Source organism: Bacillus sp. 7_6_55CFAA_CT2 (genome assembly GCF_000238655.1).
Taxonomy (GTDB): domain Bacteria; phylum Bacillota; class Bacilli; order Bacillales; family Bacillaceae_G; genus Bacillus_A; species Bacillus_A cereus.
In genome coordinates this window covers 234,779-256,017 of the sequence record NZ_JH414712.1, presented here as the reverse complement: position 1 = coordinate 256,017, position 21,239 = coordinate 234,779, and the positions used below count along the sequence as shown (strand labels likewise).

Here is a 21,239-nt window from a genome sequence, read left to right as displayed (position 1 = left end):
AAATGCAAGATAAAAATTTAGAACAAATTATTCATATGTATATTCAAGATCATGTAGGTATTGAATTTAATGATGATACTGAGATTTTTGAGGAAGGATTAGTTAATTCTTTATTTGCAATCCAATTGATGACTTTTCTTGAAAAAGAATTTGCCATAAAGGTAACTATGGATGACTTAGATATGGATAACTATAAGTCTGTAAATTCTATTGGTAATTTTATAAGAAATAAGCAAATGGTTCGGTAATGGACATGAAACAATATTTAGAGCCATCTCAATATAAAATGTATCAGAATTTTTTGGATTTTGTTTGTGAATATATAGAACCTCATGCTAATAGTTGGGAGATTGAACAAGGCATTCCATCAGAAATAATAAAGACTTGTGCTAAAAATGGTTATTTAGGTGGAACGCTTCCAGCGGAGTATGATGGATTAGAATGGGATTATATAACGTATGGGTTATTTACTGAAGCCATAGCAAGAGGTAGTGTCTCTCTTTCGGGATTATTTAATGTCCATACGATGGTAACAGAAACGATTTTAAAATGGGGAACAGAAAATCAAAAAAATCAGTGGTTACCATTACTTGCATCTGGTAATCAAATAGCTGCATTAGCTCTTACTGAACCTGGAGCAGGATCAGATTTAAATATGATTAAAACGAACTTCGATCAACACGGGGATAAATTAATACTTAATGGAGTGAAGAAGTGGATTACTTTTGGTGCAGCTGCTGATGTGTTTTTGGTATTTGGAAAACTAAATGGTGAACAACCAATTGCCTGTCTAGTACCAAAAGATAGTGTGGGAGTAAATGTTACTCATATAAGAGACATGCTTGGATTTAAAGCTGCATATTTGGCAGAAATTGAATTCAATAATGTAGAAATACCTTTAGAAAATATCATTGGTAGACCAGGATTTGCTTTTACTTACCTTGCACCATATGCTTTAGAATTTGGACGTATTTCAATTGCCTTTGCTGCTCTTGGTGTATTACGTACTTGTTTAGAAATCTGTGGGAATCATGTATTACATAGAAGCGCATTTGGTAACTCTCTAATTGATCATGGCATGATTTCACATATGGTTACGGATATGGGAGTAGATTTAGAAGCTTCTATACTCCTTAGTTTAGAAGCTTGTAAGGCCAAAAATGAACATCGAGCTGATGCTACTGAAAAGATTATGATTGCAAAATATTTTGCATCGCGCTCAGGTACAAGGCATTCTACGAATGCTGTACAGATTATGGGAGCACTTGGTTGTAATGATAATTATTCAATATCAAGGTGTTTTAGAGATTCTAAAACAATGGAGATCGTTGAGGGGAGTAATCAGATTCATCAGCTATTACTTGGTAAGGGATTTGCTAAAAAAGCAAAACGCGCCATTGAAAAAATACCTGTAACTAAAGGAGTGATACAACCCGGATGAGTACATGTATACAGAAGCTGTTTGAAGAACAAGTAGTCCGTACGCCAGATGAGGTTGCTGTTATTTTTAAAAAGGAAACATTAACTTATAAGGAATTAAATGAAAAAAGTAACCAATTGGCTCGTCTTTTACGTGAAGGTGGAGTTGGACCAGATACAGTTGTAGGTATTATGGTAGAGAGATCTATCGAAATGGTTGTCGGAATTTTCGGGATATTAAAGGCGGGCGGAGCATATCTGCCGCTTTCCCCAAATCATCCATCATCACGATTACAATTCATTATAGAAGATAGCGGTGCTAAATTAATACTGACGCAAAAGCAAATCCTACATCGTTTTCAAGATAGTTTGAAAGTTGATATGTTGGCTTTAGATTCGATTTCCTATGAAGGAAAGAGTGAAAATCTAGAGTGTATTAACAAACCCTCTGATCTTGTGTATGTAATATACACTTCCGGTTCAACCGGGAAACCTAAAGGTGTTATGATTGAGCATTTGGCCTTAATAAATCGAATTGAGTGGATGCAAGAGGCTTATCCAATTAGTTCAAAGGATACTATTTTACAAAAGACCCCTTATACATTTGATGTATCCGTATGGGAGATGTTCTGGTGGGCCATAGTTGGAGCCAGAGTATGTATTCTTGCGCCAGGGATGGAGAAGTTTCCACAGGCCATTATTGAGACAACTGAAAGTAATGACGTGACAATTATGCATTTTGTACCATCTATGTTAAGTGCATTTTTACACTATCTTGATGTGACAGGTGAAACTAACCGAATAAAATCGTTGAAACAAGTATTTGTTAGTGGTGAGGCATTACTGTCTCAACATGTAAACCGTTTTAACAAGCTACTAAATTTCTTTAATGGTACACTTCTCACTAATCTGTACGGACCTACTGAAGCAACCATTGATGTGACTGCTTATGATTGTCCGACACAAGAGATTACAGAAGGGAGCGTTCCAATAGGGCGACCAATTAGGAATATTGAGATGTTTGTTGTTGATAAATATGGTAATAAACTTCCGGAAGGTCATATAGGAGAATTATGTATCTCAGGTATAGGATTAGCACGTGGATATGTAAATAGGCCGCAATTAACGGCAGAAAAGTTTGTACAATATTCCCTTGATACCCGTATATATAAAACCGGTGACTTAGCTTTAATAAGATCGGATGGGAATATTGAGTTTCATGGAAGGATTGATTTTCAAGTTAAAGTTAATGGACTTCGTATTGAGTTAGGGGAAATAGAATCGTGTTTAATGTCTTGTGAAGGAGTTTTACAATGTGCGGTAATTGTAAGACAAGAATCTGAGATGGTAGTTAAGTTAATAGCTTTCTATGAGTCAGAAAATGATATTGAGTTAGAGAAGTTAAAAAAATATCTTCGCTTATTTTTACCAGATTATATGATACCTAACCGTTTTGTACGTGTAAATGAAATGCCATTAACGGATAGCGGAAAGATAGATAGAAAAGCACTTGCCTTATTAGGTTCCGATAAATATTCACACCATACCACACTTGTAGGAGGTTCTGTTAATGAGGAAAGCAGTAAAGATTCATAAAGAAGATATTGAAGATGTAATTGCCCTTACACCAGTGCAGGAAGGTATTCTTTATCATTATTTGAAAGAACCCGAAGGAAAGCTATATCATGAAGAACTTCGACTTTGCTTAACTGGAAAAATTAATATTCCAAAGTTTGAAGAGGCGTGGAATTATGTGACGCGGGAAAATGAAATGCTACGTACAATTTTTCGATGGGAAAAAGTTAAACAACCTGTACAACTTATACTAAAAAAGCATACTCCGAAGATTATATATAGTGATGGTAAAGTCTCTAATAATACAGAAAGCTTTGATTTACAAACAGTTCCCTTTTCTATCGAACTGTGCCATTTGAACGAAGGCGAATATGAAATGGTTTTACGTCATCATCATATTTTGTTTGATGGTTGGAGTAATAGTATTATTTTACAAGAGTTTATTAAGGTATATCGAGAGTTAATAAAGGGAGAGGTACCATCATCTATAAATAAAAAGAAATTTAAAGAATATATACTATGGCAACAAAAACAAGATAAATCAAAACAAAAGCTTTTTTGGGAACAATATTTAAATGAATTAACTGAACAAATAAATTTATCCAATAAGAATTCTAATGAACTAAAAAAAGCAAAAACATATGTAAAAGAGATAGATAAAGAGCGAAGTGATAGATTCCGAAGTTTTGCAAGTAATCAAGGTGTAACATTGGCTACATTATTTTATACAGCCTGGGGTCTATTATTACAAAGATACAAAAATTCAGAGGACGTAATATTCGGTACAACAGTATCTGGTCGTTCAATTCCAATGCATGGTCTGAGTGAAATGGTAGGTTTATTTATAAATACACCACCACTTCGTGTAAGTGCTGATGGGAGAATGACTGTTTCAGATCTTTTACAAAGAATTCAAAGTGATGTCCAAAGAAGAACTGAATATGAAACGACTCCAATTGTTGATTTAAACGTGTCATTTGACACTATTATGGTAGTTGAGAATTACCCTCTTGATATAGAAAAGCTGAAAGAAATTGATGAAGGTGTAAGAATTTCAGGTTATGAAGTAAATGAAATGACCAACTATGATTTAACTGTCTCAATAGAGTGTTTCGATTCTATTAAACTTGCAATGATGTGGCCTGAAGATGTATTTGATGAATCCATTATTACCAGTATAACTAATCATTTTATAAAGCTATTAGATTCAATGCTTTTAGATGAAGGACAACCAATACAAACTCTTAAAATGTTAGATGAGGCAGAAGAAAAGTTATTACTTCAAGGTGGTCAAAATCAAAGTGCTACATTCCCACACACAACACTTCATCAATTAATTGAGATGCAAGCTGAAAAGAATCCTGAAAGAGTGGCACTTACATTTGAGAATAGTGAGATGACTTATGGAGAGTTGAATGAGCGTGCGGATAAATTGGCATTTGCTCTTCTAAAAGAAGGTGTAACTTTAGATTCTCCAGTAGCTGTAATGTTGGATTACTCATTTAATATGATTATCTCCCTACTTGGTATTTTAAAGGCAGGTGGGGCTTATGTTCCAATTGATCCTGATTATCCTCAGGAACGAATTGATTTTATTCTTCAAGATAGTGGTTCAAATGTAATAATAACCTCAAATTTATTTGAGGATAAAGTTAAATTTGATAGCACAATGCTTTTTATTGAAGAACTCAATGAGACACCTATGCAAGATTTCGAGAGAGTAGATGTTGCCCCAAATAATTTAGCATATGTTATTTATACTTCTGGAACAACAGGACGTCCTAAAGGGGTTATGATTGAACATAGTAATGTAATACAACTTGTCATGCATCAACCAAATAGTTTTAAATTCTCTAGTGATGATGTGTGGTTACTATTTCATTCTTTCTGTTTTGATATGTCAGTTTGGGAGATATTTGGATCACTTACTTATGGTGGACGTCTTGTACTGGCAACAAAAGAAACAATCCGTGATACGTATAAACTTGCCCAGTTGATTGCAGATGAGGGAGTAACGGTATTGAATCAAACTCCATCTGCATTCTATGTTTTTCAACAAGTAGTTGAAGAGATGCCTAAACTTGCTTTTAAAATTAGGTTAATTACATTTGGAGGGGAAATGCTGAAGCCAGGTTTACTGCAAAGTTGGTTTAAGCGTTCACCTAATACGGTCATAGTAAATATGTATGGAATAACTGAGACGACAGTACATGTTACTTATAAGGAAATTGGAGAAAAAGAAATGCACAGTAATCTTAGTGCTATAGGCGTGCCTCTTCCTACGTATTCGTGCTATGTATTTGACAAACATATGAATCCTACACCTAAGGGAATGCAAGGGGAACTTTATGTTGGAGGATATGGAGTTGCGCGGGGATATCTAAATCGTCCTGAACTAAACAGTGAACGTTTTATACAGAATCCTTATAATCCAAGTGAAAGATTATATAGATCAGGAGATTTAGTCCGTATTCTTGAAAATGGCGAAATGGAGTATATAGGTCGTAGTGATCATCAAGTGAAGATACGTGGTTATCGAATTGAAACAGGAGAAATAGAACATCATTTACAACAGCATGCGGATGTGAAGGAAGCGGTAGTTTTATCTATTGCTTTTGGAGAGGAACAAGAACTGTGTGCTTATATACTAACTGATCAAGATATATCTCAAAATGAATTACGTTATTATCTTACTGACAAAATACCTTCGTATATGATACCTATGTATTTTGTACTTTTAAGTGAAATGCCATTAACTACGAATGGAAAAGTTAATCGTCGTGCTTTACCTAAGCCTACTAAGTTAGTACAACCAAATGATTTACTAGATGAGCTTGAAACAACGGTAGCTGATGTTTGGAAGGAAGTTTTGGGGGTAGAAAAAGTAGGGTTGTATGATAATTTCTTTGATGTTGGAGGGAACTCCTTAAAAATGGTTCGATTGTTTTCTCGTTTACGAAGCAAGTTTGAAAAAGAACTTACAATGCCTATGTTATTCCGATACCCAACGGTTCATGATCAAGCTTCCTACTTTAGAAGTGATAATGCTATGGAACACCAACCTAAAGAAGTTAAGAAAGAAAATTTTTTATCTATGAATAAAAATGATGTAGCAGTGGTTGGTATGGCGGCTCGTATGCCAGGCGCTTCTAATCTTAAGAAATTCTGGTCAAATTTAGAACAAGGGATAGAATCCATTCGTACATTTACAGATGAAGAACTTAGTGAGATGGGCATACCAAAAGAAGTGATTCAAAAAACTAATTATATAAAATCTAAAGGGTATTTAGAAGATGTAGATGCATTCGATAATGAATTTTTTGATTACAGTCTAAAAGAAGCTGAAATGATGGATCCACAACTGCGAATACTTCATGAATGCGCATGGGAGGCACTAGAACAAGCAGGTGAGGTTAATTCTTCTCATATGAATACAGGAGTTTATGTTGGAGGATCACCAAATTTCCACTGGCTTCGTTCTATTGCTAGTGAATCTTCAAATACATTAGAAGATTTCCAAGCAATGTTGTTAAACGAAAAAGATTTCTTTGCTACTCGATTGGCCTATAAATTAAATCTAAAAGGACCAGCGATTACAGTACAAACAGCTTGTTCTACCTCCTTAGTTGCTATTCAAAACGCATGGGCAGATCTTATTGATGGACGATGCGATATAGCTTTGGCCGGGGGAGTAAGTATAACTTATCCAACAAAAACAGGATATTTATATGAAGATGGTATGATTTTCTCACCAGATGGTCATTGTCGAGCTTTTGATAAGGATGCTCAAGGAACAGTGGGTGGAAATGGTGCTGGCATTGTAGTACTGAAAAGGTTGGAGGACGCTCTTCGAGATGGAAATTTAATATATGGAGTTATTAAAGGAGCTGCAGTAAACAATGATGGATCCAATAAGGCTGGATTTACAGCACCAGGGGTTGATGGACAAGCTGCTGTTATAAAATCGGCTCATGAAATAGCTGGTGTTAAGCCTGAAGAAATCTCATATATAGAAACTCATGGGACTGGTACGCAACTAGGTGATCCTATAGAAGTAGAAGCATTGAAGTTAGCTTTTGGTAAGCAAGAACCAGGTAGAGTTTTAATTGGATCAGTGAAGACGAACATTGGACATTTAGATGCTGCAGCAGGAGTTGGAGGATTTATAAAGACGGTCTTAGCTTTGAAAAACAAGAAAATTCCGCCGAGCCTTCATTATAATAACCCAAACCCTAGCATTGATTTTGGAAAAAATCCGTTTCGTGTAAATACGGAACTTATCCCATGGAAAGAAGAGGTTAGAAGAGCGGGTGTTAGTTCGTTTGGGATGGGTGGAACTAATGCACATATAGTGTTAGAGTCTGTTCCTGACAATGCTAAGAATTTTGAAAAACAATCTTGGAACTTATTAACTGTTTCAGCAAAAACAGAGGAATCCTTAGATAAAGCTACTAACGATCTATTATTGCATTTGAAGGGGAATTCAGAGATATCACTATCTGATACAGCTTATACATTACAAAAAGGTCGTCGTGAATTTCCATATAGAACTGCTGTAGTTGTTAATGGAATAGAGGATGCCATAGAAAAACTTGGTGATACGGGACTAGAGAAAACAAACGTAATAGAGAGTAGACCTTTAGCCTTTCTTTTTTCAGGGCAAGGATCACAGTATATCAATATGGGTAGAGATTTATATGAAAATGAACCTGTATTTCGTGAACACGTTGATCAAGGTTTAGCTTTACTCTCAAATTGGTTAAATATAGACATGAAAAATATTTTGTATCCTACAAAGGAGACAGAGGATAAAGCAACTGAACAGCTAAATAGAACTTCAATGACGCAACCTCTACTATTCACTATTGAATATGCATTAGCCAAGCTTCTAATAAATTGGGGAGTTTATCCAAGGGTCATGTTTGGCCATAGTATTGGTGAGTTTGTAGCAGCTTGTTTAGCAGAAGTAATGTCTTATGAAGATGCATTACATTTAGTAATGATTAGAGGGAAGTTAATGAATAGCGTACCAGAAGGCGCTATGCTAAGTGTAAATTTATCTGTTGAAGAATTAAAAACCTATATAACAGATGATGTAGATATAGCAGCTGTAAATTCCTCTCAACATTCAGTAATTTCTGGTACTGTACTTTCAATCAATAAGATTGAGGAATTACTTTTAAATCATGGAGTAAAGACAACGCGTCTATTTACTTCGCATGCTTTCCATTCTCGAATGATGGATGAAGTTCTAGATGCATTTGAGCAAGCTGTAGGAAATATAAAATTATCAAGTCCTAAAATACCTTATATATCTAATGTTACAGGTGAAATGATTACAGCAAATCAAGCCACATCACCTTCTTATTGGGCACAGCATCTACGAAGTACTGTTCAATTTTCAAAGGGATTATCTGAAATTTTTCATTTAAAAAATGTAATTTGCCTTGAGATTGGCCCAGGTAATGCATTATCAACTTTTGTATTAAAACATTTAAATAGAAGTAAAGATCAATTGGCTTTAAACATGTTACGTCATCCTCTGGATAAATCAAATGACTTCGAGCATTTATGCAAGCAAATGGGACGGTTATGGATGCAAGGTGGAACTATAAATTGGAATACTTTTAATAACAGTGAGAATAAAAGGTTATTAGATTTACCAACGTATCCTTTCATGAAAAAACGATTTACAGCTGATCCATTTTTTAATACTCAATCTCAGAGTTTAACTCAGGAAACAAGAGGCCATACTAAACAGGCTAATATTAAAGACTGGTTTTATTTGCCGTCTTGGGAGCGCAAAACATTAAAATCTATACAAATAAAGAAAGAACAAAAATATAAATGGCTTATTTTCAATGATCATCTAAATCGATTCAATCAACTGATAGAAAAATTAAAAAGAGAAGGTCATGATGTAATTGAAGTTAAAACAGGTGGTATTTTCTCTGAAAAATCAGACGGTTTATATACGATATGTCCATCTCAAAAAATGCATTATGAAATGCTATTTTCAGAATTAGAACAAAAAGATTTATTACCAAATAAGATTATACATGCTTGGAGTTTTAATCCAGTTAATGAGGTTATTCTCGATCAAGAGAGAATTGAACGATCAATGGATGAAGGATATTATTCGTTACTTTATATTGCACAAGCAATTGGGAAAATTAATTATGAGGGAGCATTACAGTTAAACATTTTTACTGACCGTATGTTTGAAGTTACAGGTACAGAGCTGAACTTAAAGCCAGAGCAAGCTACAATTCTAGGCTTTTCAAAAATATGTAATCTTGAGTTTCAAAATATAAAATGTCGTACCATTGATATGGATACAGATTCTCAACAAATGTTTGAAGAAGCGGGTTTAATGGAGAGTTTTGTGGATTCTACTGATATAGTTGTAGCTTATCGAGGACGTCATCGATGGGCGCAAACGATTATTCAAAGTCCTTTTGAGGAAGAAGATGTAGAAATTGATAGATTACGAGAGGGTGGCGTCTATTTAATTACTGGTGGACTTGGTGGAATTGGATTTGAAATTGCAAAAGATTTAGCTAATAGAGTACCAAATGTCAAACTTATATTGATTGGCCGCTCAGAGTTCCCACCTCGTAATCAATGGGAACAGTACCTAGAAAATAAAGACGAGCGTATAAGCCGAGTTATTTCTGATTTGTTGACAATGGAGTCTCAAGGTGCAGAATACATGATCCTAAGTTCTGATGTTTCCAATCAAGATGATATGAAACAGGCAATTGAAAAGGCTAAATCTCGTTTTGGTTCTATTAATGGTGTAATTCATGCAGCAGGTGTCGCTGATTATCTAGGTATTATGATGAATCGTGAAAAAGAATCTAATAATAAAATTTTAGCTCCGAAAATTAAAGGTACACTAGTACTCGATGCTTTATTAAAAGATGAACCAATTGATTTCTTCGTACTATGTTCATCAATTGGTAATGTGGCGTATCATATGAAATTTGGTCAGAGTGGTTATAATGCAGCGAATGAATTTTTAGATGCATTTGCGTTTTATAAGCGGGCTCATGATGGAGTGTTCACTGTAGCTATTAACTGGCCAGATTGGCAAGAGGTGGGTATGTCACTTAAGTCGGCTGAAATATGGGCAAAGCAATTTAATATGGATATGGAAAGTGTATTACATGATGGTGTAACTGTAGAAGAGGGTTTAAAAGTATTCCGTAGTATTATCAATAGAAATCAACAACAAGTCGTGGTTTCTCCAATAGATTTACATTGGAAAATTTTAAATGGTGCCAACTATTATAATGAACTATTGGAAAAAGGAAGTAAGAATAGATTAAAGCAGAATCGTTCAGATGTTTCCACGACGTATAGACCACCAACTAATGAAATTGAACAACAATTATACGAATTATTAAAAGATATGTTTGGAATCGAAGAAATAGGAATTTACGATAATTTCTTCGATCTAGGAATGAGTTCTTTAGATCTTGTTCGTATTAATGTGAAATTAAAAGAGGCCTTTAAACGAGACTTACCTATAGTTGTTCTTTATGAGCATACGTCAATTAAATCTCTTGCTAAATATTTAAGTAATCAAGAAGTAAATAACAATTTAACAAATAAAAAAGAGTTATTGAAAGCGAAATCGGTTATGAAAAATACATTATCTGCTTTAAAAAGTAGAAAGTAGTAAAGGGAGGGGAACAACATGATTAATAAAGAAGTAGTTCCGTCAAAAGTTGAGTTTTGCTGGGGATTACCTGTTATTCCAACACCACAAACAAAAGAACTTCTAGAGGAATATGTTAATCAAGCTAAAAGAGCTGAGAAGAATAACTTTGACTCGGTATTGGTTTCCATTGCACCAACATCTGTTGATCCAATGATAGCAGCGTCTATGATTGGAATGAATACGGAGTTTGTAAAGATTTTGGTTGCGCAAAATACAAACCAGATGCTTCCTACCGTAACAGCAAAAGCATTGAATACTTTAAATAGTTTAATTGGTAATCGTGCAGATATTAACATTGTAACTGGAAGTGCCTCGCTTGTCCTTGCGCGTGATGGATTACCAGAACCGCACCATGTTCGATATGCTAGGACAAAAGAATATATTGAGCTGTTACAACAATTAAGACGAGGAGTAACTAGCTATAAAGGTGAGTTTTATCAAGTAGAAAATAGTGATATTTATCCAAAGGAAGATCTATCTCGAAGTGCCCGCTACTTTGTAGCGGGGTCCTCCGAGGAGGCAATGAGAGTAGCTGCAGAGTATGGTGATGCTTATATACTTTATGCAACAGATCGCAAAAGTCTTAGAGAACACTATCAAACAGTTAATAATTACGCTAAGCAATATGGGCGCGAGAAAATTCCATGTGCTATTTTAGTAGACATCATTGCTCGTGAGACTTCGGAAGAAGCATATGAAGAAGCATATGAATTACTTGAGAGAACACCAGCAGCCTTAAAGCGGATGACTAAGCTATTTTTAGATAATGCAGATTCTGTTGGACTTCGCCGATACAAAGATTTAATTACAAAAGATAGTATGTGGATAGATGATCATCTTTGGGGAGGTCTAAGTTTAGTTAACCCATCTAATTCAATTTCTATTGTTGGTAGCTATGAGGAAGTCATCTCGACGTTAACTGATTTTTGGGAAATAGGGGCAAATTATTTTCTTATTACTTCTCAGATTAGTGAGCATGAAATTGAACGTATTGGTCAAAATGTTGTGCAACCATTTAAAAAGAAAATTGAAAAGTTAATCCAAGTTAACTAAAAGAGGGCTAAAAATATGAAGTTAAACATATGGTTGAAGTTTATCATTTTAATGACTTTAATAGTACTCCCTTATCGACAGGTGGAAGCACAGGAAACGGTACAGGTTAATGAGAAGAAAATACAGAAGCATATAGAAGAACAAATATCTCAAGCGGGTATTCCTGGACTTTCAGTAGTAATTGTAAAAGGAAACGAAACGATTTATAAGAAGAATTATGGCTATGCCAATACAGACAAAAAACGTCAAGTTACGAATGAGACGCTTTTCGAGCTAGGTTCTACTTCAAAAGCTTTTACGGCATTAGCTGTATTGCAGCTAGAAAAAGAAGGGAAAATTAAACTTAGTGATTCTTTAACTAAATATGTTTCATGGTTTGAAATGGAGTATAAAGGCAAACCTTATGAAATTACACTTTATGACTTATTACACCATACTAGTGGAATACCGGAAAAGGCCATTGGATATATTCCTATAACCAATGGCAAAGATTCTATTGAGAAAACGATTAGAAATGTTATGCCAATAGGACTAAACCGAGAGCCGGGTAGCAGTTTTGAATATTCTACGGTTAACTACGATCTATTAGGCTTAGTAATCGAGAAGGCAACTAATCAATCATTTGAAAGATATGTTCAAGATCATGTGCTATCAAAGTTGGATTTATTGAGTACATACGCTGGACGTGAGATGGCCCCATTAGATAACATGGCCCAAGGTTACAAGCGTAATTTCTTACAATCATTACCCTATGACGCTCCTAATTATAGGGGGAATACACCGGCTGGATATTTTATTTCAAATATAAATGATATGGAAAGATGGTTAAAATTACAGCTTGGGGTTGAAAAGCCTAGGATGTTTCCGGAGGAATTGATTAACGATTCTCATAAAGCGAATAGAAAGGTTGCCCCAGATAGCAATGGAGCTTCATATGCAGCTGGATGGGAGGTCTATCAAAGTGGTGGAGGGGAAATTTCACATGGTGGAAGTAACCCAAATTATTCATCGTATATTGGTTTCCGTGATGAGGAACAGATAGGGGTCGTAGTATTAGCAAATCTGAATAGTAATTACACTTACTATATCGGTAGCAGTCTTTTAAATATGATGATAGATAAAGAATTTAAACCGTTACTCTATGATGAATATAAGAAAACGGATCAAATAGGAACAGCCTTATTTGTGATCTCATCTTTGTGTTTACTAACGTTATTGGTCATGTTATTTCATTTAATCAGGGAGATTATTTTTAGAAAAAGAAAGTTTATATTACCAACGGGAAAAACATGGTTACATATGGTATTAGTTGTTGCGATATATGGGCTAATGATTTATGCACTTTATCAACTACCAAATCTCTTGTTTGGAGGGCTTCCGTGGGCATTTATAAAAGTTTGGGCTCCTTCAACTGTTGTACTTGCAATATATGCAATTGCTGGGGTGGGTTTGGCCTATGTTATCCATACATTCTTAAATCTTTGTTTTCCAAGACAAAAGGGAAAGTCGCTTTTGACTTTAATTGTTTTGGGATTAATATCAGGATTTGGTAATGCCTTTCTCATTTTTGTGATTAATGAAACGTTTGTTAGATCAAATAATTTGGAAAATGGCTTGTTGTTTTACTTTGTACTTGGAATCGTTATGTATGTCTTTTCACAACGTATTATTAGAACTAGCATTGTATCGTATACAAACGAGCTAGTTTATGAAAAAAGGATGGAATTAACAGATAAGTTGTTACAGACTCCTTATTACAAATTGGAATTGATTGAGAAGGGCCGAATAGAGGCGACATTAAATAACGATACGGAAGTTATCTCTCGTTCTCTCAATCTATTAGTTACTGCTGGAACAAGTTTATTAACGTTACTATTTTGTTTTCTCTATCTTGGTGTAATGAATATGTATGCCTTTTTACTATCCTTGTGTATCATCTTTATTACTGCAGGGGTATATTCTTTGATCGGACGACAAGCAGATAAAGTTTGGAATGAAACAAGAGATATTCAGAATGTATATTTTCGTTTGATTGGTGATCTAAGGCATGGTTTCAAAGAGCTTAGGCTTCATACTGGAAAACGAAACGATTTTCGAGAAGTTATGAATGAAAGCTGTAATAACTATCGTGTTAAACGAACGATAGGAGATATTAAATTTGCAAATGTGTTTGTTCTCGGAGAACTATTATTCATTTTTGTTATTGGTATTGTAGTTTTCGTATTTCCAGAAATTTTTGTTAATATGCCGAAAGAGACGATAAGTAACTATGTAATCGTTTTTCTGTATATGACAGGTCCAGTTAATGAAATACTGGGCGGTATCCCTCAGCTCGTAAATGTACGTATTTCTTGGCAACGTATTCAACAAATGGTGAAGAGTGTAGATCATATAAAGGCAAATGAGCAAATCGCGACAACAAAAGAGTACTTAGATGTGCCAATTTGTTTGCAGCTACAAAATGTAAGTTATAAGTATAAGAATAAAGATGGAGATTTTACTGGTTTTGGTATTGGTCCGATAGACATGGAGTTTAATTCTGGAGAAATAGTCTTTATTGCTGGTGGTAATGGGAGTGGAAAATCTACTTTATCAAAACTGATTACTGGGTTATATGAACCTAATGAAGGTAACGTTTTATTAAATGGAAAAGAAATAGCTCCAGAGGAATTGAATCAATACTATTCAGCTATCCTGAGTGATTTTCATGTTTTTGATAGGCTATATGGAATTAATACAGAAGGAATGAAAGCAGAAATCGATCATTATTTAGAACTTCTCCAACTGAGTGACAAGGTTGGCATTGAGGATGGGCACTTTACTACTACGCAACTATCAACTGGACAAAAGAAAAGGTTGGCATTGCTGGTTACGTATTTGGAAGATCGACCTATACTTTTATTTGATGAATGGGCAGCGGATCAAGATCCTGGTTATAGACGCTTCTTTTATGAAGAATTGTTACCTCAAATGCGAGCGAAGGGTAAATGTATTATTGCTATTACTCACGACGATCAATATTTTCATTTGGCAGATAACCTTATAGTGATGGAGATGGGAACTGTGAAAATGAATAAAACAAAGGAGGCATTATCATGAGTAAGGAAATTAAATGTGTTGTTTGGGACTTAGATTGTACAATTTGGGATGGTGTTTTATTAGAGAGTGGTACAGTTACTTTAAAACCTGGAATTTATGAAATTATATGTGAATTAGATCGACGTGGAATACTGCAATCAGTTGCTAGTAAAAATAACTACGAAGATGCAATAGCTAAATTACGGGAATTTGGAATAGAAGAGTATTTTTTATATCCGGAGATTCATTGGAACTCTAAATCTAGTTCCATTGAGAAAATTAGAAAAAATTTAAACATAGGTATTGATACTTTTGCGTTCATTGATGACCAACCTTTTGAATTAGAAGAGGTACAGAGTGTTCATAATGATATTCTGTGTATACATGTAAATGAATATAAGTCGTTATTAGACTTGCCACGACTACAACCAAAAAGAATTACAGAAGATTCAGGTCGTCGAAGACTGATGTATTTAGAAAATCTTAAGAGAACGAAGGATGAAGAAGAATATGAAGGCCCAAAAGAAGAATTTTTAGCTTCACTTGGGATGAATTTTGTGATTAGTGAGGCTCGTGAGGAAGATTTGCAGCGTGCAGAGGAGTTAACAGTACGTACGAATCAATTAAATTCGACTGGTATTACCTATGATTATGATGAATTAAACTATTATCGTAATCATCCAGATTATTTATTATTAGTTTGTGAGTTATCAGATAAATATGGCTCCTATGGGAAGATTGGTTTAACACTTGTAAAAAGGACGGAGGAAGCCGACTGCCTAAAACTTCTTCTCATGTCTTGTCGTGTAATGTCCCGTGGCGTTGGTACTATACTCCTCACATATCTAATGGAAAGAACAAAACAGGCAGGTAAACGCTTTTTGGCTGAGTTTCGACAGACTGACCGTAACCGTATGATGTTTGTTACGTACCGATTAGCTGGATTTAAGGAAACTAGCAACGAAAATGGAATATTAATTTTAGAACATAATCTTGAGAATATAAATCCTTATCCTCACTATATTAATATACAATTTCCGGAAACACCAACGGATGTGGATAGAGGGGAAGTGGAAATATGCAACAAACAATTGTAAAACATTCTCTTACGCACCCACAAAAAAGAGTTTGGTATAATGAACAAATTTATCCAAACACATCTATGTATAACATCGGAGGGATGGTTCTTATTAATGGGGAAATTAATTTTACAATTCTAGAAAAAGCAATTCATTTATTCATTAAGAAAAATGATGGTTTACGTCTACGGATTTTTCAACAACATAGAGAACCCCACCAATATATATCACCATTTGAACCTACACCAATATGTTTAATTGATTTTTCTAATCATCATAATCCAAGTTTAGAAGCTAGAAAATGGGCCCAGGATGAATTTCAAAAACAAATTCCACTTGAAGGAGGCCCTCTGTTTGAATTTGTGCTCTTGAAAATAAGTGATGTAGAAAGCTCCTATTTTGTTAAGTTTCATCATATTATAGCTGATGGTTGGACAATCCAACTTATGACGAGTCAAATTATCGATTTTTACTCTAAGTTAAAGAATGATGAGCATATAAATGATACGGTTGAATCTACTTATCTGTCTTATTTACAAGCAGAGGAGAAATATCTGGAATCCCCTCGATACGTAAAAAATAAGAATTATTGGAATGAGAAATTTATGAATCTGCCAGATTTCTTTTTATCAAAAACATCTCATTCTCTAGAAGGGAAACGAAAGATATTTTTAATTGAAAAAGAAAAATCGGTTGCTCTACAGTCTTTTATACAAAAACATAGAATATCTATGAATACATTATTTTCAACCTTTATGCTTATTTATATTCATAAAATGTATGATCAATCAGACATAATCATTGGATCTCCTGTACTAAATCGTTCCGGTGTACTAGAAAAGAAAATAGTAGGTATGTTTACTAGCACAATGCCGTTACGGTTAAATGTGGATGAAGATGAGAGTGTTCTATCTTTCATTAAAAGAGTAAATCATGAAATAAAACAATGTCTATTTCACCAGCGTTATCCTTATAACTTATTGGTAAAAGACTTGCAATTGACTAGTAAAGGATACGATGGTTTATTTCAATATAGTGTGAATTACTATAATACAAAACTTAAAAATACTATTGATGGATTTTCTTTAGAAAACGTGGAGTTTTACAGTGGTTACCAAGCCTATTCATTGCAGTTAGTTATTAAGGAATGGGCAGATGAAGGTTTAGAAATTCAATATGATTATAAAGTCGCGGATTTTGAAGAAGATCAAATCAATTGTATGCATGAGAGGTTTTTAGCTTTAGTAGAACAAGTTTTACGTAATGAAGATCAATCGATAAAAGAATTATCTTTGTTATCGGATGATGAGCAAAAGTTTATGTTAGAGAAATTTAACAATACAGCTGTTGTGTATCCGAAAGAAAAAACTATTCAAGAATTATTTGAAGAACAAGTAAAACAGACACCAGAAAAAATAGCAATTCAACATGCTGATAGATCAATGACTTATCTTGAATTAAATAAGAAATCTAATCAGTTAGCAAGAAAGTTACGAGAAAAAGGAATCAAAAATGGTCAAGTCGTGGGTATACTAGCTAAACATTCACTTGAGATAGTAATTGCAATTTGGGGAGTTATTAAGGCTGGAGGTACATATTTGCCTATAGATCCTTCCTACCCAGAGGACCGAATTCGTTATATTTTGAATGATAGCGGCACAACATTACTTTTAACTGACTATACAAATGAGGGTAATTTAGAATATTTAGGTGAGAAAATTAATATATGTGATCAGAAACTTTATGAAGGAGATAATGCCAATCTAAACCTAGTAAATGCACCAAATGATCCAATATATATAATTTATACCTCTGGAACCACGGGGAATCCTAAAGGAACTGTAATCACTCAACGTGGATTGGTTAACTATATTTCCTGGGCTAAAAAGAACTATATTAGTAGTGAAAATGATGTTTTTGCATTATATTCATCCGTTTCTTTTGATTTAACAGTAACTTCAATATTCACTCCTTTAATAAGTGGTTTATTGTTAGTAATATATCATGTTAATGAAGATGAGTTTATTTTGTCAAAAATACTCAAGGAAAATGTAGTAACAGTGTTGAAAGTTACGCCTTCACATTTAGCATTGTTAAATAACTATTCACCCCCAAAAGTTTCATCTCTTCGCAGATTGATTGTGGGTGGAGAGGATTTGAAAACCTCAGTCGCCGAAAAGATATATGATCTTTTTAGCGGTAAAGTTGAAATAATTAATGAATATGGACCAACTGAAACTGTGGTTGGATGTATGATTCATCGTTATGATCCAGATCTAGATCGAAGAGCATCCGTACCAATTGGTACACCAGCTGATAATGTTCAAATATATTTATTGGATAAGAATCTTCAGCCGGTTCCTATTGGTGTAAAAGGAGAAATTTATATATCGGGTGATGGGGTAGCTAAAGGTTATTTAAATCGTCCGGATTTAACAGCGCAACGTTTTTTATCCAATCCATTTATTTCGAGTGAGAAGATGTATCGAAGTGGTGACTTAGCTGTCATGTTGCCAAATGGATTAATTGAGTATCAAGGACGGATGGATTCTCAAGTGAAAGTTAAAGGATATCGTATTGAAATAGGGGAAGTTGAGAATGCACTGTTACAACACAAGTCTGTTAAAGATGTAGTAGTGGTGAATTGGCAAGGTGAGGATAATTCAAATCATCTAGTTGCTTACATTGTTTTGAAAGACAGTGTTCAAAATATAGAAATACGCAATTTTATTTCGCATATGCTACCAAGTTATATGATTCCTTCATTTTTTATCTATATGGATCAGCTACCGCTTACTATTAATGGAAAGGTAGATCGTCAAGCGTTGCCAGATCCGATGTTAAATAACGGTTCTAATCATACTCATTTAGAAGAAGTAGATGAAGATGTTACTGCAATGGTTAGTGAAGTTCTCAAGGAAATATTACAGACTGATAGAATCGAATTGCATAGTAATTTTTATCATTTAGGTGGAGATTCTATTAAAGCGATCCAAGTGAGCGCTAGATTACAAGAACTGGGATGGAAAGTTAGAGTTAAAGATGTACTAAATTATCCAGTTGTAAGTGAATTGGCAGCAATGTTAGTTAAACAAAAAGATGTTACAGTCTCACAAACATTGGTAACAGGAAAGGTAGAGCCTACTCCTATTATGCGTTGGTTCCTTAATCAACAGTTTAAGAACCCGCATCATTGGAATCAATCGGTATTACTGTCTTTGAAGAAGCCGGTTAAAGAAGAATATGTTAATAAGATGTTAAATACGATCATGCATCATCATGATTTGTTACGGTTAAGGTATGAGGATAAGCAGGATTACTTCTATTATGACGAAGATATGTCCATTGTTGATTCTAAGGTTACCATGTTTGATTTGTCTGAAATTCCAATTGAAATGGCTTTGAATCAGGTTCATATAAAAGGTGAAGAGTTAAAAGGAAGTTTAAATTTGAATGTAGGACCATTATTTAAAGGGGCCTTATTCCAGCTTTCAAATGATCAACAGTTGTTATTATTAACTGCACACCACCTTATTGTTGATGCTGTGTCCTGGCGTATTTTAATTGAAGATGCAAACCGATGTTTGAATAGCTTGTATTTAGGAGAAGTTCCATCGCTACCATTAAAAACTAACTCTTTCCAAGATTGGTCTGAAGCTTTAAATAGTCGAGGAGTTAATTTAGTACGTGCTGAATTAGATTATTGGGAATCCATAGATAACATGCTAGATAATAATTTTCAAATTAATAGAGAAAAAGAAAATAGTACTGTTGAAAGTTGTACTACTCTTACCTTTACATTGAATGCAGATGATACAAGAAAACTATTAACTACTGCAAATGTGCCTTACAATACACAACCAATGGAGTTGTTACTTGCTGTGTTGACAGAAAATTTAGGTAAATATACAAACCAAGATCAAATTAAATTTGAGTTAGAAGGTCATGGTCGAGAGGAATTATTTGAGCATCTTGATATTTCACGTACAGTAGGGTGGTTTACAACGATGTATCCTATTGTATTACAAGTTTCGCATAATATTGCTAATCAAATAAAGAGTGTTAAAGAAGAGGTTCGTAAAAGACCTAATAAGGGAATTGGATATGGAATTCTTAAAGAGAAGTTTCCTTCTTGCAAAGATTTAACTCAAAATATAATTCGTTTTAACTATTTAGGAGAGATAGATAATTCTCTCGGGGATGGATGGTTTACTATTGTTGATTATCAAAGTGGCAGTGAACAATCAAAAGATAATCATATTACTGCATTATTGGATATTGTGGCCATGGTTAAGAATAAAAGCTTAGAAATTCATGTGACATTTAGTACAAGTCATTTTCAAAAGAATTTTGTAGAAAATTTATTTTCAGATTATCTAGAACGACTACAGACATATATCCAATCCTGTTGTCAAATGCAAACAAAAGAATTTACTTCATCAGATTTTGAAACCTTAAACCTTAGTGATGAAGAAATTGATAATTTGTTTGATTAAACAACTATTTGATGAAAATTTTATTTAATAAAGGAGAAGTCACTTGAGAAAATTAATGAAAGATTTATCGCCAGGATTGAATAGTAACAAATATTTGGTTTGTGTTCCTTATGCTGGGGGCTATTCGAATTCTTTTTTATCTTTAAAGAATTATTTACCGAAAGATATAAAACTTATTTCATTTGATCCTCCAGGCCATGGTCCTAATCTTTCTCCACTAGTTGATAACATAGATGATCTTGTTAATTTATATTTAATGGAGATGCAACCAATTTTAGAGGGAGAGGTTACATTATTTGGCCATAGCATGGGAGGAATTATAGTTCACCGTATGGCTCAAATTTTAGAAAGTAAGGGTATAAACCCTAAAAATGTTATTATCTCTGCTATGAATCCACCGGAAATAAGAAGAAAAACAAATCATTTAGATGATAAAGACTTTATAGATTATATAAAGTCTTTGGGAGGATTACCGGATGAAGTATTACAACATCAGGAGCTTTTAAACTATATCCTTCCAGTTATTCGATCAGACTTTCGTGCCATTGAGAATTATATAAATGATGACACAACATTGTTGAAAGCGCCCCTATATATTATTAGTGGAACAACAGACTCTAATTATACAGTAAAAGGGGCTAAGAATTGGGTAGAATGGGGCAATGAGGTTTATTTTCTAACAGTTAATGGTGGTCATATGTTTTTACTACATCAAGCTGACATCGTGGGCGAGTTAATTATGAAAATACTAGATAGGGTAAAATCTGTGAAGTAAAAAAATTAAGAGATGTATCTGAGTAAGAGAAAAGTGCA

General features: G+C 34.2%; 9 protein-coding genes. All 9 read left to right on the top strand.

The genetic code is table 11. The features are described from left to right. Positions 1-2 precede the first annotated feature (2 nt). Genes HMPREF1014_RS24575 through HMPREF1014_RS24535 form a run of 9 tightly spaced genes read left to right on the top strand, consistent with a single transcriptional unit; the run spans position 3 to position 21,201 of the window. Complete coding sequence (locus HMPREF1014_RS24575) at positions 3-248, top strand: acyl carrier protein (RefSeq protein WP_001152970.1); 246 nt, start codon at positions 3-5, stop codon at positions 246-248. After that, positions 248-1,441, top strand: a complete 1,194-nt coding sequence (locus HMPREF1014_RS24570) for an acyl-CoA dehydrogenase family protein (protein WP_000367334.1) — start codon at positions 248-250, stop codon at positions 1,439-1,441. The genes HMPREF1014_RS24575 and HMPREF1014_RS24570 overlap by 1 nt, the downstream gene beginning before the upstream one ends. Further along, positions 1,438-3,015, top strand: a complete 1,578-nt coding sequence (gene zmaJ / locus HMPREF1014_RS24565) for a zwittermicin A synthase ZmaJ (RefSeq protein WP_009327562.1) — start codon at positions 1,438-1,440, stop codon at positions 3,013-3,015. Before HMPREF1014_RS24570 ends, zmaJ begins: the two co-directional genes overlap by 4 nt. After that, positions 2,990-10,678: a hybrid non-ribosomal peptide synthetase/type I polyketide synthase gene (locus HMPREF1014_RS24560; RefSeq protein ID WP_001224109.1), complete on the top strand. Its 7,689-nt coding sequence runs from the start codon at positions 2,990-2,992 to the stop codon at positions 10,676-10,678. Before zmaJ ends, HMPREF1014_RS24560 begins: the two co-directional genes overlap by 26 nt. 18 nt (positions 10,679-10,696) lie before the next feature. Continuing rightward, positions 10,697-11,773, top strand: coding sequence for an LLM class flavin-dependent oxidoreductase (locus HMPREF1014_RS24555; protein ID WP_000608547.1), 1,077 nt, complete (start codon positions 10,697-10,699; stop codon positions 11,771-11,773). Between the two features lie 15 nt (positions 11,774-11,788). After that, positions 11,789-14,872, top strand: a complete 3,084-nt coding sequence (locus tag HMPREF1014_RS24550; protein WP_000773404.1) for a cyclic peptide export ABC transporter — start codon at positions 11,789-11,791, stop codon at positions 14,870-14,872. Continuing rightward, complete coding sequence (locus HMPREF1014_RS24545) at positions 14,869-15,948, top strand: HAD-IIIC family phosphatase (protein ID WP_000031543.1); 1,080 nt, start codon at positions 14,869-14,871, stop codon at positions 15,946-15,948. Before HMPREF1014_RS24550 ends, HMPREF1014_RS24545 begins: the two co-directional genes overlap by 4 nt. Next, on the top strand, positions 15,930-20,426 hold the full coding sequence (locus HMPREF1014_RS24540; protein ID WP_001187882.1) for a non-ribosomal peptide synthetase: 4,497 nt from the start codon (positions 15,930-15,932) through the stop codon (positions 20,424-20,426). The genes HMPREF1014_RS24545 and HMPREF1014_RS24540 overlap by 19 nt, the downstream gene beginning before the upstream one ends. A 43-nt stretch (positions 20,427-20,469) precedes the next feature. Beyond that, on the top strand, positions 20,470-21,201 hold the full coding sequence (locus HMPREF1014_RS24535) for a thioesterase II family protein (RefSeq protein WP_001228852.1): 732 nt from the start codon (positions 20,470-20,472) through the stop codon (positions 21,199-21,201). Positions 21,202-21,239: the final 38 nt, after the last annotated feature.